17 protein-coding genes are annotated in these 17,776 nt (G+C 75.5%); 7 read left to right on the forward strand and 10 right to left on the reverse strand.

Annotation, left to right across the window (positions count from 1 at the left end; all coding sequences use genetic code 11):
• Positions 1-3: 3 nt before the first annotated feature.
• Positions 4-873, forward strand: coding sequence for a helix-turn-helix domain-containing protein (locus ABD160_RS28005; protein WP_344027908.1), 870 nt, complete (start codon positions 4-6; stop codon positions 871-873).
• Between the two features lie 604 nt (positions 874-1,477).
• Here the strand turns inward: ABD160_RS28005 and ABD160_RS28010 are convergent.
• Together ABD160_RS28010 and ABD160_RS28015 are read right to left on the reverse strand one after the other, a co-directional pair.
• Entirely contained in the window at positions 1,478-2,017 is a 540-nt protein-coding gene (locus ABD160_RS28010; protein WP_425563672.1) for a putative immunity protein, read from the reverse strand.
• 19 nt (positions 2,018-2,036) lie between these two features.
• A complete protein-coding gene (locus ABD160_RS28015; RefSeq protein ID WP_344027911.1) occupies positions 2,037-3,566 on the reverse strand; it encodes an AbgT family transporter in 1,530 nt (509 codons plus the stop codon).
• A 91-nt stretch (positions 3,567-3,657) separates the two neighbouring features.
• Here ABD160_RS28015 and ABD160_RS28020 point away from each other — a divergent pair, with 91 nt between their 5' ends.
• Positions 3,658-4,299 (forward strand): GyrI-like domain-containing protein, encoded by a 642-nt coding sequence (locus ABD160_RS28020; protein WP_344027915.1) that lies wholly within the window; start codon positions 3,658-3,660, stop codon positions 4,297-4,299.
• Here the strand turns inward: ABD160_RS28020 and eutC are convergent.
• From eutC to eat, 3 genes are read right to left on the reverse strand one after another with little or no spacing between them, the layout of a single operon-like run.
• Positions 4,285-5,010, reverse strand: a complete 726-nt coding sequence (gene eutC, locus ABD160_RS28025) for an ethanolamine ammonia-lyase subunit EutC (RefSeq protein WP_344027918.1) — start codon at positions 5,008-5,010, stop codon at positions 4,285-4,287. The genes ABD160_RS28020 and eutC overlap by 15 nt on opposite strands.
• Complete coding sequence (locus tag ABD160_RS28030; protein ID WP_344027921.1) at positions 5,007-6,383, reverse strand: ethanolamine ammonia-lyase subunit EutB; 1,377 nt, start codon at positions 6,381-6,383, stop codon at positions 5,007-5,009. Before ABD160_RS28030 ends, eutC begins: the two co-directional genes overlap by 4 nt.
• Positions 6,380-7,774 (reverse strand): ethanolamine permease, encoded by a 1,395-nt coding sequence (gene eat / locus ABD160_RS28035; protein ID WP_344027924.1) that lies wholly within the window; start codon positions 7,772-7,774, stop codon positions 6,380-6,382. The genes ABD160_RS28030 and eat overlap by 4 nt, the downstream gene beginning before the upstream one ends.
• A gap of 436 nt (positions 7,775-8,210) precedes the next feature.
• On the opposite strand from eat, the gene ABD160_RS28040 reads away from it, so the two are divergent.
• On the forward strand, positions 8,211-8,576 hold the full coding sequence (locus tag ABD160_RS28040) for a hypothetical protein (RefSeq protein WP_344027926.1): 366 nt from the start codon (positions 8,211-8,213) through the stop codon (positions 8,574-8,576).
• 154 nt (positions 8,577-8,730) lie between these two features.
• On the opposite strand, the gene ABD160_RS28045 is transcribed toward ABD160_RS28040, so the two are convergent.
• Positions 8,731-9,339, reverse strand: a complete 609-nt coding sequence (locus ABD160_RS28045; protein ID WP_344027928.1) for a hypothetical protein — start codon at positions 9,337-9,339, stop codon at positions 8,731-8,733.
• A 170-nt stretch (positions 9,340-9,509) separates the two neighbouring features.
• Between ABD160_RS28045 and ABD160_RS28050 the strand changes: the two genes are divergently transcribed.
• Positions 9,510-11,555: an ATP-binding protein gene (locus ABD160_RS28050; protein ID WP_344027931.1), complete on the forward strand. Its 2,046-nt coding sequence runs from the start codon at positions 9,510-9,512 to the stop codon at positions 11,553-11,555.
• Here ABD160_RS28050 and ABD160_RS28055 read toward each other — a convergent pair.
• Entirely contained in the window at positions 11,531-12,202 is a 672-nt protein-coding gene (locus ABD160_RS28055) for a response regulator transcription factor (protein ID WP_344027934.1), read from the reverse strand. The genes ABD160_RS28050 and ABD160_RS28055 overlap by 25 nt on opposite strands.
• A gap of 19 nt (positions 12,203-12,221) precedes the next feature.
• On the reverse strand, positions 12,222-13,877 hold the full coding sequence (locus tag ABD160_RS28060; RefSeq protein WP_344027936.1) for a CocE/NonD family hydrolase: 1,656 nt from the start codon (positions 13,875-13,877) through the stop codon (positions 12,222-12,224).
• Between the two features lie 99 nt (positions 13,878-13,976).
• Between ABD160_RS28060 and ABD160_RS28065 the strand changes: the two genes are divergently transcribed.
• Positions 13,977-15,131 (forward strand): GNAT family N-acetyltransferase, encoded by a 1,155-nt coding sequence (locus tag ABD160_RS28065; RefSeq protein ID WP_344027939.1) that lies wholly within the window; start codon positions 13,977-13,979, stop codon positions 15,129-15,131.
• A 71-nt stretch (positions 15,132-15,202) separates the two neighbouring features.
• Positions 15,203-15,406: an FDXHR family putative zinc-binding protein gene (locus ABD160_RS28070; RefSeq protein ID WP_344027942.1), complete on the forward strand. Its 204-nt coding sequence runs from the start codon at positions 15,203-15,205 to the stop codon at positions 15,404-15,406.
• Between the two features lie 27 nt (positions 15,407-15,433).
• On the opposite strand, the gene ABD160_RS28075 is transcribed toward ABD160_RS28070, so the two are convergent.
• Positions 15,434-15,691, reverse strand: a complete 258-nt coding sequence (locus ABD160_RS28075) for a hypothetical protein (protein WP_344027945.1) — start codon at positions 15,689-15,691, stop codon at positions 15,434-15,436.
• A 75-nt stretch (positions 15,692-15,766) separates the two neighbouring features.
• Entirely contained in the window at positions 15,767-16,741 is a 975-nt protein-coding gene (locus ABD160_RS28080; protein WP_344027949.1) for a patatin-like phospholipase family protein, read from the reverse strand.
• A gap of 152 nt (positions 16,742-16,893) precedes the next feature.
• Between ABD160_RS28080 and ABD160_RS28085 the strand changes: the two genes are divergently transcribed.
• Entirely contained in the window at positions 16,894-17,697 is an 804-nt protein-coding gene (locus ABD160_RS28085; RefSeq protein ID WP_344027952.1) for a class I SAM-dependent methyltransferase, read from the forward strand.
• Positions 17,698-17,776 lie beyond the last annotated feature (79 nt).

Genomic DNA, 17,776 nt, shown 5'->3' on the forward strand with positions numbered 1-17,776 from the left:
CCTGTGACCGACGCCGAGACCCACCACCAGCACCGGCGCCTGGCGGCTCACCTCAAGGAGCTCCGTCAGGTCGCCGGGTTGTCGGCCGCGGCCGTGGGGCAGGCGTCCGGGTGGTCACAGAGCAAGGTCTCCAAGATGGAGAACGGCCGGACCGCCCTGGTCGTGTCCGACGTGGAACGGTGGCTCGACGCCGTCGGTGCCGACGACGAGACGCGCGGCGAGGTCGTCGGGCTGGCCCGCGAGGCCGGTATCCGGGTGCGGCCGTGGCGCCACGCCGACCGTCCCGGCGCCGCGGACCAGGAGGCCCGCGGCCGACGCGACGCCGCGGCCGTCGGTATCGCGGTCTACCAGTCCGAGGTCGTGCCCGGCCTGCTGCAGACCCCCGAGTACGCCCGGCGCCTGCTCGAGGTGCACAGCCTGATGTCCCGCGATGAGATCCCGGCCGCGGTGCTGGCCCGGATGAACCGCCAGACCGTCCTGTTCGACGAGACCACGCAGTTCGATCTCGTCATCACCGAGACGGCGCTGCGATGGCGGCCGGGGTCGGTCTCGGTGACGCTCGCCCAGCTCGACCGGATCGAGGCGCTGGCCGCCCTTCCGAACGTCCGGATCGGGGTCATCTCCCGGGAGCGGCAGGAACGCCGCGAGGCGCGGCCCCTGCACTCGTTCGTGCTGCTCCGCCATGTCGATTCCCCCGCGGTCGTCGAGATCGAGACGCTGACCGCCGAGCAGCAGCTCACCGATCCGGCCGACGTGGCCCACTACGAGCAGTTCCTGGTCGAGCAGCAGGCGCTCGCCGCGCACGGAGCCGAACTCGTCGAGCTGCTGGACTCCGTCCGCGAGGAGCTGCGGCAGCTTCCCGGCCCGCGCTAGTCCGCGGGTGTCCTGCCGGGCCGCGTTCCGGCCGGGCGTGAACCCGTCCCGCTGTGCGACGGCGATCGGTCCGGCGCGGCAGCATGCTGTCCCGACTATCCATCCAGATTAGTCGGCGACTAGTCTCAGGTGTTCCCGATCGTCGATCCCGAGGAGCGCTGCGCATGTCCGGAACGCGGATCGTCCCCGGCCCCGGCCGGCCGTTGCCCGCCGCGTGCTCCGGCCGTGTCGATGACCGGTGACCGCCGGTGCGCGCGGGAGACGCGGTCCTCGTGACGGCCGTCGAGGACGGCCTGGAGCATCGGGTGGGCGCGGAGAACTGGCGGGCCGGTACCGCGGTCGGCCGGTTCCACACGCTGTGCGGGACGGTGATCGGCCCGGTGTCGCTGACGGTTCCGGCGGGGCCGCCGTGCCGGGTGTGCGACGTGCAGGCCGGCCCGGACCGGGACGCGGCTGCCGGTCATGCCGCCTCGTCCCGGCATCGGCGGAGGCGACGTCCCCTCGGCCGGCGGGAGGCGGGCCCGGAGGGCACCGCGGAGTGCACGGCGCGCGGCGCCGCCGCCCGGGAAGCCGGTGCGCCCGCAGCCGGCACGCGCCGCGGGTCTCAGCCGGATCGCAACCCGCCGTCCAGCACCGTCATCAGCCGCGCGACCCGGCTCCGCCCGGCCGGGGCGGGTGGGTAGCGCCGCAGCACGTCGACGAGCGCCGCGGGCGCCCGCCGCCGGGCCCGCTCGACGTGCCGGTCACCCACCGCCGGGTCGTCGCCCGCGGCGAGCTCCACCGCCCGGGCGGCGTGCGCGGCGGCCCGCAGGATGTGCCCGACCTGGGTGGCCCGGGCGATCGGGTGCAGGTAGGCGGCGGCGGCCGCGTCCCCCGCGGCGTGTGCGGCGTGCCGGGCGGGCCCGGGGCCGGCGTCCTTCGCGGCGCGGTGCGCGTCCAGCGCGGTGACCCGCTGCAACCGGGACCGCTCGGCGCCGCCGACGAACACCCGGGCCGCCTCGACGGCGGCGCGCGGGCGCGGATCGGCGGGCTCGGCGTCCTCGAACAGCGCGAGCACCTCCTCGGCGCTCCCCAGGGCGTAGCGGGCGACCACCCGCAGCTCGTCCATGGTCAGCGCGACGTCACCCGGCCCGATCCGTGCCACCGGCCGAGTATCCGCCGGTTCACCGCACCGGTGCGCCGGGACCCAGCGGGATCCCCAGGCCCCACCACACGAAGAACAGCGCGGTCCAGGCCGTCGTCATGGCGAACGCCAGCGGCAGCGTGAACGACACCAGCGTGCCGATCCCGGCGTCCGCCCGGTAGCGCTGCAGGAAACCCAGCGCCAGCAGGAAGTACGGGCTCATCGGGCTGATCGAGGTGGACCCGGAGTCGGCGATCCGGAACACCGCCTGGGCGGTCTCCGGCGGTACGTCGAGCAGCATCAGCATCGGGACGACGACCGGTGCGGTGATCGCCCACATCGCCGCCCCGCTGGTGATCACCACGTTCAGCACCAGCAGGAACGCGAGCACGGTCAGCAGCACCAGCCAGGTCGGCGCGCCGATCCCGCGCAGCAGGTCCGAGGTGCCCACCGAGATCAGCGTGCCGACGTTCGTCCAGCTGAAGTAGGCCAGGAACTGGGAGATCGCGAAGAAGAACACCAGCACCGGGGCCACCGTGACGATGCCCTTCGCCATGATCGCGGGCACGTCGTCGAAGGTCCGGATCGCGCCGGTCCGGACGCCGTACGCGATGCCGCCGATCCCGAACACGAGCGCGATCAGGAACGCCACCCCGGCCAGCAACGGTGACCCGGCGGGCCCGCCGTCCCCGCCCAGCGGCGCCCCGGCCGGCGCGGTCAGCAGCAGCGTGACGGTCAGCAGGGTGAGCACCGCGAGGAACGCCCGGCGCAGGCCGGACCGCTCGGCGGCGGACAGCTCCAGGCCCGGGTCGTCGCCGCCGGTGCCCCGGTCCGGTTCGAGCCCGTCGCGCCGGGTCAGTAGCAGCTCGGTGACCAGCGTGATCACCCCGGCGAGCAGCAGCGCCGAGGCGATGTTGAAGTACCAGTTGCCCAGCGGGGTCACGACGGCGCCGGGATCGACGATCCGCGCCGCCGCGGTGGTGATGCCGGCGAAGACCACGTCGTTGGGCGCCGGGACCGGGTTGGCGTCGTAGCCGGACGCGATGGCGGTGTAGGCGACGACCACGCCCAGGATCGGTGAGCGCCCGACCGCCCGGAACGCGATCCCGCCGAGCGGGACGAGGATGACGTAGGCGGCCGCCGACGCCACCGTCGACACCGTCCCCAGGAAGGCCAGCACGAACACGACCAGCGACGCCGGCACGTTCGCGATCGACGCGCGCAGCGCCGCCGCGAGCAGCCCGGTCCGCTCGGCCAGCGCCACCCCCATGATCACCACCATGATCGTGACCAGCGGCGGGAAGCTGCGGTAGGAGTCGAGCGCCGCGCTCACCGCGAACGCCAGGCCGTCGCCGCTGAGCAGGTTCCGGACCGGCACCCAGCCGTCGCCGCCCGGATCGACGGCCCCGGCCCCGGCCGCCGCCAGTCCCAGGCTCAGCACCCCGAGCAGCGCCGACAGCACCCAGAACAGCCAGAACGGGTGCGGCAACCGGTTGCCGAGCCGCTCGACCACGTCGAGCGCGCGGACCACGGCGGGCAGCCGCCCACCGGTCCCCGGTGCTGCGGGCATCGGCGCTCCCCCCGGAAATCCGTACTCGCTCCGGCGTGGATCCTGGCACGATGCCGGGAACTGCCGGGCTGCATCGGGGGAGGCGGGCGTCGTGGCCACCAAGGTCGACCTGAAGCGGGAGCTGCCCTGCTACACCGCCGAGCGCGACACCCCGCGCCTGATCGACGTCCCCGACCTGCGGTACCTGATGATCGACGGGCACGGCGACCCGAACACCGATGTGTACGCCGAGGCGGTCGGCACGCTCTACCCGCTCGCCTACACGCTGAAGTTCGTGGCCCGGGCCGAGCTGGGCCGCGATCACGTGGTGATGCCGCTGGAGGCGCTCTGGTGGGCCGACGACATGGCGTCGTTCACCTCGGCCCGGGACAAGAGCCGGTGGAGCTGGACCCTGATGATCCTGGTCCCGGACTGGATCGGCGACGACCTGTTCGCGGCGGCGGTCGACAAGGTCCGGGCCCGCTCGGCACCCGCCCGGCTCGGCGACGTCCGGTTCGCGACGCTGTCCGAGGGCCGCTGCGTGCAGGCCCTGCACATCGGCTCCTACGACGACGAGGCCGGGCTGCTGCGCCGGATGCACGAGGAGTTCATCCCCGGCCACGGCCTGACGATGACCGGCCGGCACCACGAGATCTACCTGAGTGACCCGCGGCGGGTCGCCCCGGAGAAGCTGCGGACCATCCTGCGGCAGCCGGTCGCGCCCGCCGGTCCCGGTCCGTCAGCCGGCCGGTAGCGCCGGGTCCGCCTTCAGCCCGACCCCGGACAGCTTCAGCCGCTTCGCCTCGCTCATCAGCATCGCCAGCGTCGTCGCCGCGGCCGCGTACCCGGTGCCGTGCGGCGGCCGGATGTTCGACAGGCAGTTGCGCTCGGAGTCCCGCCGGCCGCGCCGGGCGTCGTAGGTGAAGTAGACGCCGAGCGAGTCGACCGAGCTCATCCCGGGCCGCTCGCCGATCAGCACCACCGTGCTGCGCGCGCCGACCGCGGCCGCGATCTCGTCGCCCAGCGCCACCCGGGCCTGGGTGGCGACGACCACCGGCGCGACCCGCCAGCCGTCCAGCCGGTCCAGGATCTCGGCGAGCATCCCGGGCGCGTGCTCCTGCACCGCGCGCGGCGAGAGCCCGTCGGCGACGACCAGCACGACGTCGTGCTCACCGGCCGGCAGCTCGGTGCCCGCGGCGAGCAGCCTGCCGAGATCGGGCCGGGTCAGGTACTCGGCGCGGTCCCGCGGGGCGCCCGCCGCGCGCAGCGTGTCCACCCCGAGCGCGGCGACGGCGCCGGCCAGCGCGTCCACGTCCAGCGGCGAGTGCACCGCGTCCCGGGCGGCGGCGTGCGCGGCCCGCAGCTCCAGCAACCGGGCGGTGGGCAGCGCGTCCCCGGCCCGGCCGAGCGCGACCCGGGCCCGGGTGGAGGCGCGCAGCACGTCCAGCGGATCGGTGCCGGTCACCGGACGCCCGCGGTCAGCGTGCGGATGGCCGAGCCGGGCAGCTCCCGCACCCGGCCGTCCGGGGCGAGCATGTCCATCGTGGTCAGCCATTCCTCGAACTCCGGCGCCGGGCGCAGCCCGAGCACCTGGCGGGCGTAGAGCGCGTCATGGAACGACAGCGACTGGTAGTGCAGCATCACGTCGTCGCCGCCGGGCACGCAGATCACGAACGAGCAGCCGGCGGCGCCGAGCAGGGTGAGCAGCGCGTCGGTGTCGTCGGCGTCGGCCTCGGCGTGGTTGGTGTAGCAGACGTCGACGCCCATCGGGACGCCCAGCAGCTTCCCGCAGACGTGGTCCTCCAGCCCGGCCCGGGTGATCTGCTTGCCGTCCCGCAGGTACTCCGGCCCGATGAACCCGACGACGGTGTTCACCAGCAGCGGATCGAACGCCCGCGCGACCGCGTAGGCGCGGGTCTCCAGGGTCTGCTGGTCGACGCCGTGATGGGCGTCCGCGGACAGTGCGCTGCCCTGGCCGGTCTCGAAGTACATGCAGTTCGTGCCGACGGTGCCGCGGTTCAGCGACAGCGCCGCCTGGTGCGCCTCCGTCAGCAGGTCCAGGGTGACGCCGAACCCCTCGTTGGCGGCCTGCGTCCCGGCGATCGACTGGAACACCAGGTCCACCGGGGCGCCGCGCTCCATGATCTCGATCGACGTCGTGACGTGCGCGAGCACGCAGGACTGGGTCGGGATCGCGTAGCGGCTGCGGACGTCGTCGATCAGGTGCAGCAGCTCGGTGGTGCGCTGCGGCGAGTCGGTGGCCGGGTTGATCCCGATCACCGCGTCGCCGCAGCCGAGCAGCAGGCCGTCGACGATGGAGGCGGTCACCCCGGCCGGGTCGTCGGTGGGGTGGTTGGGCTGCAGCCGGGTCGCCATCGTCCCCGGGCGGCCGACGGTGGACCGGAACGCGGTCACCACCGGGGTGCGGCGGCCGACCGCGATCAGGTCCTGCAGCCGCATCAGCTTCGCGGTGGCCGCGACCATCTCCGGGGTCAGGCCCGGCGCCAGCGGCGTGATGTCGGTCGACGGCGCGAGCAGGTGCTCCCGGAACCCGCCGACGGTCATCGACGAGACCGGCGCGAACGCCTCCGCCGAGTGGGTGTCGACGATCAGCCGGGTGACGTCGTCGTCCTCGTAGGGGACGACGTGCTCGGTCAGGAAGGTCGACAGCGGCAGGTCGGCGAGGACGCCCTGGGCGGCGACCCGCTCCTGCTCCGACGACGCCGCGACGCCGGCCAGCACGTCCCCGGACCGTTCCGGTGTCGCCGCGGCGAGCAGGGCCGCCAGGTCCCCGAACTCGTAGGTGTGTCCGCCGAGCGTGGCCCTGCGCCGCGTCATGTCAGTTCTTCCTCCGCCTTCGCCAGCGCCGCGAACTCCTCGTCCGGTGCGGCCGCCACCAGGTGGTGCCGCGAGTAGAGGCCGAAGTACAGCATGAACAGGGCGAAGGCGCCCAGGGTCGCGCCGGCCGCGACCGGATCGACCAGGAACGTCGCGATCACCGCCAGCACCGCGATGACCAGCGCGAACCCGGTGGTGACGGTGCCGCCCGGGGTCCGGTACGGCCGCGGCATGCCCGGCTCGCGGCGGCGCAGCACGATGTGGCTGACCATCATCAGCACGTACGACAGCGCGGCCCCGAACACCGCCATGTTCAGCAGCACCTCGCCCTGCCCGGTCAGCGACAGGCAGAACCCGACCGCGCCGGGCACCACCAGCGCGAGCACCGGGGCCCACCGCGAGTTGGTCACCGACAGGACCCGCGGCAGGTACCCGGCGCGGGACAGCGCGAAGGTCTGCCGGGAGTAGGCGTAGATGATCGAGAAGAAGCTGGCGACCAGCCCGGCGAGGCCGACGTAGTTGACGACGACGCCCGCCGTGGAGCCGCCGAGCGCCTCGACCAGCGGGTTGCCCGACGCCGACAGCGCCTCGGCGCCGATCGCGCCGGTCGCCAGGACCAGCACCGCGGCACCGGTCACCAGCAGCACCAGCATCGCCGCGACGATCCCGCGCGGCACGTTCCGGGCCGGGTCGCGGGCCTCCTCGGCGGCCAGCGGGACGCCCTCCACGGCCAGGAAGAACCAGATCGCGAACGGCACCGCGGCCCAGATGCCCAGCCAGCCGTGCGGCAGGAACGGCGAGGCGCCCGCGGCGTCGGTGGGGGCGATGTCCACCAGGTTCGCCGGGTCGAACAGCGGGATCGCGGCGACCGCGAACACCACCAGCCCGGCGAGCGCGATCGCGGTGATCACGAACATCGCCTTGAGCGCCTCGCCGACGCCCGCGATGTGGATGCCCACGAAGATCAGGTACGCGGCCAGGTAGACCCACCAGCCGTCGGTGATGCCGAACAGGCCCAGCGACTCGACGTAGGCGCCGATGAAGGTGGCGATCGCGGCCGGCGCGATGGCGTACTCGATGAGGATCGCCGTCCCGGTGGCGAAGCCGCCCCACGGGCCCAGCGCGCGGCGGGCGAACGTGTAGCCGCCGCCGGCCGCGGGCAGCGCCGACGACAGCTCCGCCATGCCCAGCACCATCGCCAGGTACATGGCGGCGATCACGATCCCGGCGATCAGCAGGCCGCCGAACCCGCCCTCGGCCAGGCCGAAGTTCCAGCCCGAGTAGTCGCCGGAGATGACGTAGCTGACGCCCAGCCCGGCCAGCAGGACCCAGCCGGCGGCACCGGTGCGCAGACGCCGTCGTTCCAGGTAGTTCTCGGTCGACCCGGTCATGGACACGTCTCCGCTCCTCGAGGTGAGCGGATCGTAGGTGTGACCCCCGGTCGTGCGGGATACGCCGATGTGACGATCTGTTGCGTCCCGCAGCGGCGCCGGCGGGCCCGGTGTCGACGCGACGGGGTGACCCGACGACCCGGTCGTGCCGGGCCCCGATCACGGTGCGTGTTCCGGGAAAAGGGTACGCGTCCGTTCGGGTCCCGGCCGGTGACGGTCCGTCGCGGAATGCCGCCGGAAGCGACGGAACCGCGAGCGGCGGGCTGCCGGAAGAGAGCAGTATCCTCGCGGAAAGTAATGCCTGTCGTCCGATAGTGGTAAGGAATTCGTTGGAACGAGGGTCGACCGGATAGCGTTCTGTGCATCGGCGGGGCTCCCGAACCCACGCCGAACACGCCGGTCCGAAACGGACCCCGTACACAACGGAGAACTAACTGTGCTGAAGAAGGCTGGAATCGTCACCGCCGGCGTCACCGCTGGGCTGCTCGCCGTCTCGCCGCTGGCGTTCGCCGGCGACGGTGGTTGGGACCACGGCCACAAGCACGGCGACAAGACCGTCGTCAACGCCGACCAGGTGAACAACATCGACCAGAACCGCAACTCCGCGCAGCGCGGCCTGGTCAACGTCGGCGACGTGAACGCCCTGAACAACGCCAACGTGCTGTCCTGCTCGCTGAACAGCGCCGACATCGCCGCCAGCGTCCTGGGCATCCTCGGTGGCCAGGCCACCAACGGTGCCGACGCACCGAGCATCTCCGAGTGCTCCCCGGGCTCGACCTCGCAGACCAACATCCAGGACTGATCTGCGCCTGAGGTCCGAACCGTCCACGCCGATTCCGCGGGCCGTCTCCCGCGGAACCGGCGTGGCCCGGCCGGTCGTCCGAATTCCCCGCTCCTGCGAACCGGAGCGGGGAATTCGGCATTTCTGCGGTCACCCGGTCGGGAAAGGCCACGAATTACGGTCGCCGGATCGGGGACCGGCCGGTCGCGAGTCCGGCCCCGAGCGGCAGCAGCGCCGCGATGAGCGCCACGTCCGAGGCGAGCACGAGCGGGCCGATCGTGCCCGGGCGCCCGATCACGAACAGGATCCCGGCGGCGACGAGCAGCCCGCCCGGCAGCCGGGCGCCGGCCCGCAGCAGCAGCCATCCGGTGAGCGCCAGGCCGAGCGGGGCGAACCAGCCCCAGGGCAGGAACGCCAGCAGCGCGAGCAGCGGCACGCCGTCGCCGACCCGGTCCAGCAGGACGATCCCGGTCGCCGCGCCGTACATCGCCTGGATGTTGAACGCCGCCCCGGCGACGAACCCGATCGTGGCGACCAGTGCCACCCGGGGGGCGGCCCGCGGTGCCACCGGCTCCAGCGCGCGCAGCACACCGGGCACCGCGACCGCCAGCGCGAAGCAGGACCACATCCCGACGGTGCCGCCGAGCACGCCGTCGTTGATGCCGTTCTCCACGAACAGGAACAGCAGGCTGCTGGCCAGCAGCAGCAGCGGGCCCAGCACGGCGGCCGTGCCGGCGATCCGGTCCGCCGTCGTCGGGACGGTGTGCGTGGTCGTGTCGGTCACGACGGGTCTCCTCCCTCCCGGGGCACCCGCCCCGGGACCGCCGTCCACACTCGACCCGTCCGGGACGCCGGCCCAGCGTGCGGCCCGACCGGCAGGGGTGCGGACGGCCGCACCGCGGCCGGCCGGTCCACCCCCTGTCCGCGCGCGGCGGGCGTGGCGATACTCGGCCGATGACCCCGCACCGGCGGCTGCCGACCGTGCTCGCGGTCACCGGGACGGTCGTGGTGCTCGTCGCCCTCGCCACGCTGCTGGCCCGGGGCCGTGGCGCCGAGGTGCTCTACGGACTGTTCTTCTGGCACAACGGCCCGTCCGCGGTCGTGCTGCTCTGGACCGGCCGGTTCGTGCTGAGCAGGCGCCCCGGGCACGGCTCCGGCGTGGTGCTGATGACGATCGGGTGGATCCACGCGGTGCACACGGTGCTCGCCGCGGTCGCGGACGCCGCGCTGGTCCGGGCCGGGCTGAGCGAGCCGCTGACCGTGGCCCTGACCGACGGCATCCTGGCGGTGACCCTGCCGCTGTCCGCCACCGTGCCGCTGAACGCGATGAACTGGTTCTGGGTGCCCGCCGCGGTGCTCACCGCGGTCGCGCTGCCGGCGCTGTTCCCGGACGGCAGGCTCGCCGGCCGGACCGGCCGGGTGGCCGCGGTGGCCGGGACGCTCGGTGCCGGGCTGCTGGTCGCCGCGTCCGCCTGGGACGCCTGGCCCACCGCGACCTGGGCGGTGGCGGACCGGCCCGCCGGGATCGGCCTGCTCCTGGCGCTCGGCGGCGCCGCGGTGCTGGTCGGTGCCGCCGCGGCGCTGGCCGGGCTGGCCGGGCGGTGGCGGCGGGCGGATCCGGCGCAGCGCGGCCCCTACCGGGTGATCGGCGTCGTGCTGGTGCTGTTCGCGCTGGTGGGGGTCCTGACCCATCCGTGGCGGGCACTGTGGATCCCGGCGATGCTGGTGCTGATCAACCTGCTGGTCGTCTGCTACGGGGTGGCCGCGGCCCGCTACCGGCTGCACGAGATGGAGCCGGTGCTCGGTCGCACCGCCGTCGCGGTGGCGCTGTCCGTGCTGGTCGCGGTGGTCTACCTGGCCGTCGTGGTCGGGGGCGGCGGGCTGCTCGGCCGGCTCGGCGGCGCCGCGCCGGACGGGGCGCTGCCGGTGCTGGCCGGGGCGGCGCTGGTCGCCCTGCTGGTCGAGCCGGTCCGCCGGTACACCCGCCGGGTGACCGACCGGCTGCTGTACCGGCGCGACACCGACCGGCTCGGTGTGATGTCCCGGCTGGCGGCCCGGGCGTCCGGGACGGCGAGCCTGCCGGAGGTGCTGCACGACGTCGCGAACCTGCTGGTGCGCAGCACCGGGGCCGCCCGCGCGGAGGTGTGGCTGGACGGCGCGCGGGTCGCCGGATCGGGCACCGCACCGGCCCGGCCCGCCGAGCTGCGGGTGCCGATCGAGGCCGGTGACGAGCTGCTGGGCGAGCTGCGGCTGCTCGCCGTCGCCCGCGCCGACCTGGTGCGCGACGCCCCGTCGCTGCTCGACGACGTCGCCCGCGCACTCGGCCCGGTGGTGCGCACCGCGCGGCTGGCCGACGAGCTGCAGGAACGGCTCACCGAGCTCGCCGAGTCGCGCCGGCGCCTGGTGGAGGCGCACGACGCGGCCCGCCGCGGGATCGAGCGCGACCTGCACGACGGCGCCCAGGCCCGGCTGGTCGCACTGCGGATGCGGATCGGTGCGCTGCACGCCGGGACCGGCGATCCCCGGCTGGCCGAGCTGGGATCGGAGGTCGACGCGGTGGTGCGCAGCCTGCGTGATCTCGCCCGCGGCCTGCACCCGCCGCTGCTCGACGAGCTCGGCGTCGCCGCCGCGCTGCGCGCCGCGACCCGGACCCTGCCGGTGCCGGTCACCGTCGGCGGCACCGGCTTCGGCCGCCGGGCCCGGGCGGTCGAGACGGCGGTCTACTTCAGCTGCCTGGAGGCCGTGCACAACGCGGTGCGGCACGGGTCGCCGTCGCGGATCGCGATCGAGCTGACCGGCGGGCCGGACGGGCCCGCCTTCACCGTCACCGACGACGGCGGCGGGTTCGGTCCCGGCCCGGCCGGCCCGGGGACCGGGCTGACCAACATCGCCGACCGGGTCGCCGCGCTCGGCGGCCGGGTCCGGATCGACGGCGGCGCCGGCGCGGGCACCCGGGTCGAGGGCACCCTGCCCGATCAGCCGGAGGTCGCGGAGAGGTAGACCAGCACGGCCCGCACCCGGCGGTGCACGGCGTCGTCGTCGGGATCGAGGCCGAGCTTGGTGAACACGCTGGTGATGTGCTTCTCCACGGCGCGGTCGCCGAGCCGCAGCCGGTCGGCGACCGCGCCGTTCGACAGTCCCTCCGCGACCAGCCCCAGCACTTCCCGTTCCCGCCCGGTCAGCCCGGCCAGCGGCGACGCGGCCCGCCCGGACCGGGCCGCCACCAGCGCCTCCACCACCTGCGGGTCCAGCACGGTGCCGCCCGCGGCGACCGTGCCGATCGCGTGCCGCAGCGTGTCCAGGTCACCGATCCGTTCCTTCAGCAGGTACGCCCGCCCGGCGGCGCCCGGGGTGAACAGCCGCAGCGCCCAGTCCGGCTCCACGTACTGGGAGAGCACGACCACCCCGGTCGACGGGTGCCCGGCGGCGAGCTCCTCGGCCGCCCGGATGCCCTCGTCGCGCAGCCCGGGCGGCATCCGGACGTCGGTCACCACCACGTCCGGCCGGTGCTCGGCGACCGCCCGTTGCAGCTCGGGCAGCGTCGGGACGCGGGCCACCAGGTCGAGATCGGGATCGGCGTGCAGCAGCGCGGCCAGCCCCTCCCGGATGAGGTAGCTGTCCTCGGCGGCGACCACCCGCAGGACCATGCCCGGAACCTAGCGGGGATCAGGGATGGTGCGGGAGCACCACGTGCGACGGGTGGTCCGGGCCGTGCAGCACCTCGTAGCGGATCCGGCGGCCGGTCACCGCGGTCGCCATCCGCTCGCCGGTGCCGTGGTTGCGGGCGAACCGCGGGAACGCGGCCCCGGCGATCTGCACCCGGATCCGGTGCCCGGCCCGCACCCGGTACCCGGTCGGGCTCAGCGCCAGCCGGACGACCGTGGTGCCGTCCGGCGCCGTCGCCTCCCGGCCGGGGACGAGCCGGTGCATCGCGTCGGTGACGTTCAGCGACGTCCCGTCCGGGGCGACGTCGCAGACCCGCACGAACACGTCGCCCTCGGCCGAGTCGGTGCCCTCGGCCGCGGTCCGCACGTACACCACCGCCGAGACCTGGCCGAGCAGGTCGAGATCGGTCTCCTGCGGCGGTCCGGTGTAGACGAGCACGTCGTCGCGGGCCTCGACGTCGCGGTTGTCGTGCTGCTTGGACGGGGGCTGCAGCATCGGCCCGCCGACCGTCGGCGTCGGGTCCGCCGGGTCGTAGACGAACGAGTCGGCCGCCGCCCCGGCCGACGGCGACTCGGGCAGCAGGCGCCCGCCCGGCGCCAGGTACCACTCGCTGGGCTGGGCGTCCGGCGGCGGCCAGCACGGCAGGTCGGTCCACCGGTCGGCGTGCTGGACGTAGGCGCGCACCGGGGCCCGGCCGTCGTGCGGCCCGCCGTGCAGGTGCACGCCGAGCCAGTGCACCGACTCGTGCGCGATCGTCGACACCGACCCGGCGTCGCCGTGGTTCCACGGGCCGATCGTGATCCGGGCGGTCGCGCCACCCCGCTGCAGCGCGGTGAAGTCGACCAGCTGCCGGTCGACGAACAGGTCCCACCAGCCGGTGACCATGCAGACCGGGGGCATCGCGGCGGCGTCGAAGCCGTCGTGCTCGGCCGGTGCCCAGAACTCGCGCGGCCGCTCGGCGTGCTCGACGAAGTCCCGCCAGAACATCACCGGGGCGCCGGTGAGTGCGACGTCGGCGGCCTGCAGCGGCAGCGAGCGGACGGCGCGGCGCTTGCGCCTGCTGAACACCGGCGTCGCCAGGACGCCGGTGACGGCGCCGATCCGCTCCTGGCGGCCGATCTGGTTCACCCAGCCGGCCAGGTTCAGCAGCCCGGGGGCACCGCCCGGGTAGAACGTGCTGGTGAACTCGGACGCCGTGATGTCGGCGTTCATCGAGCACAGGCCCGGATCGGCGTAGGGGGCGACCGCCCACTGGGTGTGCCCGACGTAGCTGGGGCCGACCATCGACACCCGGCCGTCGCACCACGGCTGCGCGCGGACCCAGTCCAGTGTGTCCAGCCCGTCCGCGCTCTCGTGCAGGAACGGCCGGAACTGGCCGCCGGAGCCGAAGGTGCCGCGGGTGCTCTGCACCAGCACCTGGAACCCGCGGCGGGCCAGCAGCGAACCCATCAGCGAGCCGAGGCCGTCGCGGCCGTAGGGGGTGCGCACCAGCACCGTCGGGCGCGGCTCGACCGGGCCGGGACGGCGGAAGTGGTCGGCGAGCAGCACGACCCCGTCGGACAGCGGGACGCGCAGGTCCCGCTCCCGTACGTAGGGCACCGGCGGGCCGGTGAAGCCCAGTCGCCGGTCGATCAGACGCTCCGCGAGCGCGGCCATCGCCACCTCCCCCCCTCGGGCCCGCGTGGCTGCGGGGCCCCGGCCGATCGTAGGAGAACCCGGTTGCCCGCTCAGGTCGGCGGCCGGTATCCACGGCGGATGGCAGCTCCGCAGACCGTCCCGCCGGTGCTCACCGACGGCGTGGTGACCCTGCGCGGCTTCGCCGAGTCCGATGTGGCCGAGATCGCCGCGATCTACCGGGACCCCGAGGTCCGGCGCCGGACCACGCTCGGGGCGCACCTCGGCACCGCCGACGCCCGGGCCTGGACGGAGCTGGTCGCGGCGAACTGGGCGACCGGCGACGGCTTCGGCTGGGCGATCGAGGCGGCCGGGCCGGACGGCCGCCCCCGCTACGCCGGGCAGATCGACCTGCGCCCCGGCCCACCGCCGAGCGTCGGCTTCCTGCTCGCGCCGTGGGCGCGCGGCGCCGGCCGGATGAGCCGGGCGCTGCGGCTGGCCGCCGGCTGGGGGTTCACCGGGGCCGGGTTCGAGGTGCTGCACTGGGCGTGCCGGGCCGGGCACGTCGCGTCCTGGCGGGTGGCGCACGCCTGCGGGTTCGCCTTCGACGGCGTCCGCACCCGCGCGCTGCCCGGCCCCGGCGGGCTGGTCGACGCCTGGACGGCCGTGCTGCTGCCGGACCCGGCGGTCCCGCCGGCGTCCCGGGAGCCGCGCACCACCTGGTGGCCGGTCCCGGTCCTGGGGGGCGGCCGGATCCGGCTGCGCCCGCCGTCGGGATCCGATGTGGACCGGCACCTGGCGACCTGCAACGACCCGGAGAGCCGCTGGTGGGACGGCACCCGCTCGCACGAGGCCGACGCCGCCGACGCCCACCGGTGGCTGCTGCACGACACCGAGCTGGCCCGGTCCCTCGGCGCGGCGGTGACCTGGGTGATCGCCGACCGCGACGACGACCGCTACCTCGGCACGATCACCGTGTCCGGGATGGACCGGCCCTACGCCCCGGCCGGCGGCGAGATCGGCTACCGCGCCCATCCGGACGCCCGCGGCCGTGGCCACGTCGCGGCGGCGCTGCGGCGGGTCACCCGGCACGCCTTCACCCCGGTCGCCGACGGCGGGCTCGGCCGGAACCGGCTGGCGCTGGGCACCGCCGCCGGGAACGGCGCGAGCCGGCGGGTGGCCGAGCGGGCCGGTTTCCGGCAGGCCGCGGCGTTCCGCGCGGACGGCGTGTGCGGCCTCGACGGCGGGATCGTCTCCGACGGCGTCTGGTACGAGCTCCTCGCGGCCGACCGGTGATCGACACGTCCCCGGCGCGCCCGGGACCGTCGGTGGTCCCGCGTAGCCTCCGCCGGGTGCAGGTGCTGCGGATGACGTGTTGTGACCGGGAGTGGGTCGGGGCGGACCGGGCCCACTGCTGCGGCCGTTTCGGCGGCTGCGGTGCCGTGTTCGACGACGCGGAGCTGTGGGACACCCACCGCCCGCGCGGCGCCTGCGTCGCCGATCCCGGCGAGCTCGGGCTGATCGCCACCCGCAACGGGATCTGGCTGCGGCCGCTCGACGCGGCCGGCTGAGCGGGATCCGGCCGGGGCGGCCCCGGCTCAGCCGGTCGCGCGGGTGATCCCGCGGAACACCGCGTCCTGCTCGCCGGGATTGCACACCAGCACCAGGTCCAGGCCGGTGAACCAGAGCACCGATCCGGCGCCGAACCGCCTGCTGCCGCCCGCCGCGCAGCGCAGCTCGATCACCCCGGCGTCCACCACGACCAGGGCGCCCCGCCACTCGTCCTCGTGGTGCGGGCGGGAGCCACCCGGCGGCAGCCGCACGGTCCGGGTGCGGAACGACGGCGAACCCGGCATGGCCCAGCCCCTTCCGCCGTCGGCACCAACGGGGGAGACCGGCCGGACCGCCGGAAGTCATCGGTCCGGCCGTGCTCAGGCCGCGATCGGGGGCGCCAGCACCTCGCTCACCGTCCGGTAGCCGACCCGGGCGGCGGCGGTGACCTTCGCCCGGTCGGTGGTCAGCCCGCGGACCCCGGTCGAGCGGTGCGGGGTCAGCGTCAGCAGGTGCGCGCCGCGCCGGTCCGGATGTGCCGCGTCGGTCAGCAGCGACAGGCACTCGCCGTGCCGGGCGGAGTCCTGCGCCATCCGGCCGAGCCCGGGGGCGAGCCGGTCCAGCGACCGGGCCCACAGCGGGACGCGGGCGTCGGCGGGTGGTGCGGTCAGCTCGTCGGCGGTGCGGGTCATCAGGGCGAGCACGTGGGTGGCGCCGCCGCGCAGCGCCCTGGCCACCGGCAGCGGATCGCCGACCGAGCCGTCGATCCACTCGTCGTCGCCGATCCGGACGGGCGGCCCGGCGAGCAGCGGGATCGTCGCGGTGGCCCGCATCGCGGCCTTCCAGCCGGCGCCGTCGGGCAGGTCGGTGAGCACGTGCGGGGTCAGGTCGCCGGCCCGGGTGACCAGCACCCGCAACGGAACCGGGCTGGTCACCAGCGACGACCAGTCGGTGGGCCGGGACTCCACCAGGATGTGGTCGAGCAGGTGGTCCAGCGACACCATCGGCCGCCGGGTGCCGAACCGGCGCGGGTCGATGAACTCCCGGCACGCCATGTCGTCGCCGAAGATCCGGGCGGCGTCGGCGCCGTGGCCGAGCACCAGCGCGGTCCCGACGAACGCACCGGCCGAGCTGCCCCACACCTCGTCGAACAGGCCGGCGGCGCCGAGATCGGCCAGCGCGTGCACCATGCCGCCCGCGTAGGCGCCGCGCATGCCGCCGCCGCCGACGACCAGGGCCAGCCGGTGCCCGTCGTCGTGCCGGCCGGGGCCGCGCCCGGCCGCCAGGCGGGCCGCGAGCAGCCGCAGCACCTCGGTGTCGCCGTGGGCCCCGGGGGAGACGGGGGAGTGGCTCATGGCGGCCATCCTCGTCCCCGCCGCAGCGGCGGGTCGCCCGGGCCGGGCCGGGACCGTTCACGTGCCACCGGTCGCGGCCCGCCCACCGCCCACCGCCCCGTGGAGGGGCCGGGGCGGGGCCCTAGTAGGTTCGCGCGACCAGGGGGTACATCGTGACGCAACGACGCCAGCCGCAGTTGGGGGCGATCGAGTCGACGTCGCTTCCGGCTGCGCACGCCCGGGCCCGCGACGCCCGCCGGCGCCGTCCGGTGGCGGCGGACCCGGCGGCCGCCGGCCTGGCCGACGATCTCGACCTGGGGGCCGCGCCGGGCCGCGCCGACGCGCTGTGCACGCTGCTGCGCGCCGCCGTGCTCGACCACTGGGTCCGGGAGTTCGTGGGCCGGAACCCGGCGGGGACGGTGGTCGAGCTCGGCCCGGGCCTGGACTCGCGGGCCGGCCGGCTCGGCACCGCCGGTCCGGCGCACTGGGTCGACGTCGAGCTGCCCGAGGTCGCCGACCTGCGCCGCGAGCTGCTGCCCTCGCCCGCGCACCTGGTGGCCGGGTCGGCGCTCGACGAGGACTGGCTGGAGCTGGCCGGTGAGCTGCCCGGCCCGTACCTGGTGGTGTCCGACCAGGTGCTGTCGCTGCTCCCGGAGCAGGGCGTGCAGCGGATCGTGTTCACCGCGGCCCGGATGCTGCCGGGCGCGGAGCTGGTCACCGACGTGCTGTCCCGGGCCGCCGCCGGGCGGCTGGGCACCGGCCCGCTGCGCGCGCTGGAGGTCGACTGGACCTGCGAGGACCCGCGCGAGCTGGAGCCGTGGGGACTGCACCTGCTCGACGCCTGCGGGGTGGGTGACCCGCCCGCCGCCGTCGCCGGGCGGCTGCCGCGGACCACCCGGGCGCTCGCCGCCGCGCTGCGCGCCACCCCGGCGCTGCGCGGGCACCGGCTCGCCCACTACCGGATCCGGCCCGGCTGACCGGATCGCCGGGGCCCGTCGTGGCCGGACCCGGCTCCCCAGTCGGACCGGCCACGACGTGACGGCGACCCCCGGGGCC

This window comes from Pseudonocardia kongjuensis, from assembly GCF_039526905.1.
In the GTDB taxonomy this organism is placed as follows: domain Bacteria; phylum Actinomycetota; class Actinomycetes; order Mycobacteriales; family Pseudonocardiaceae; genus Pseudonocardia; species Pseudonocardia kongjuensis.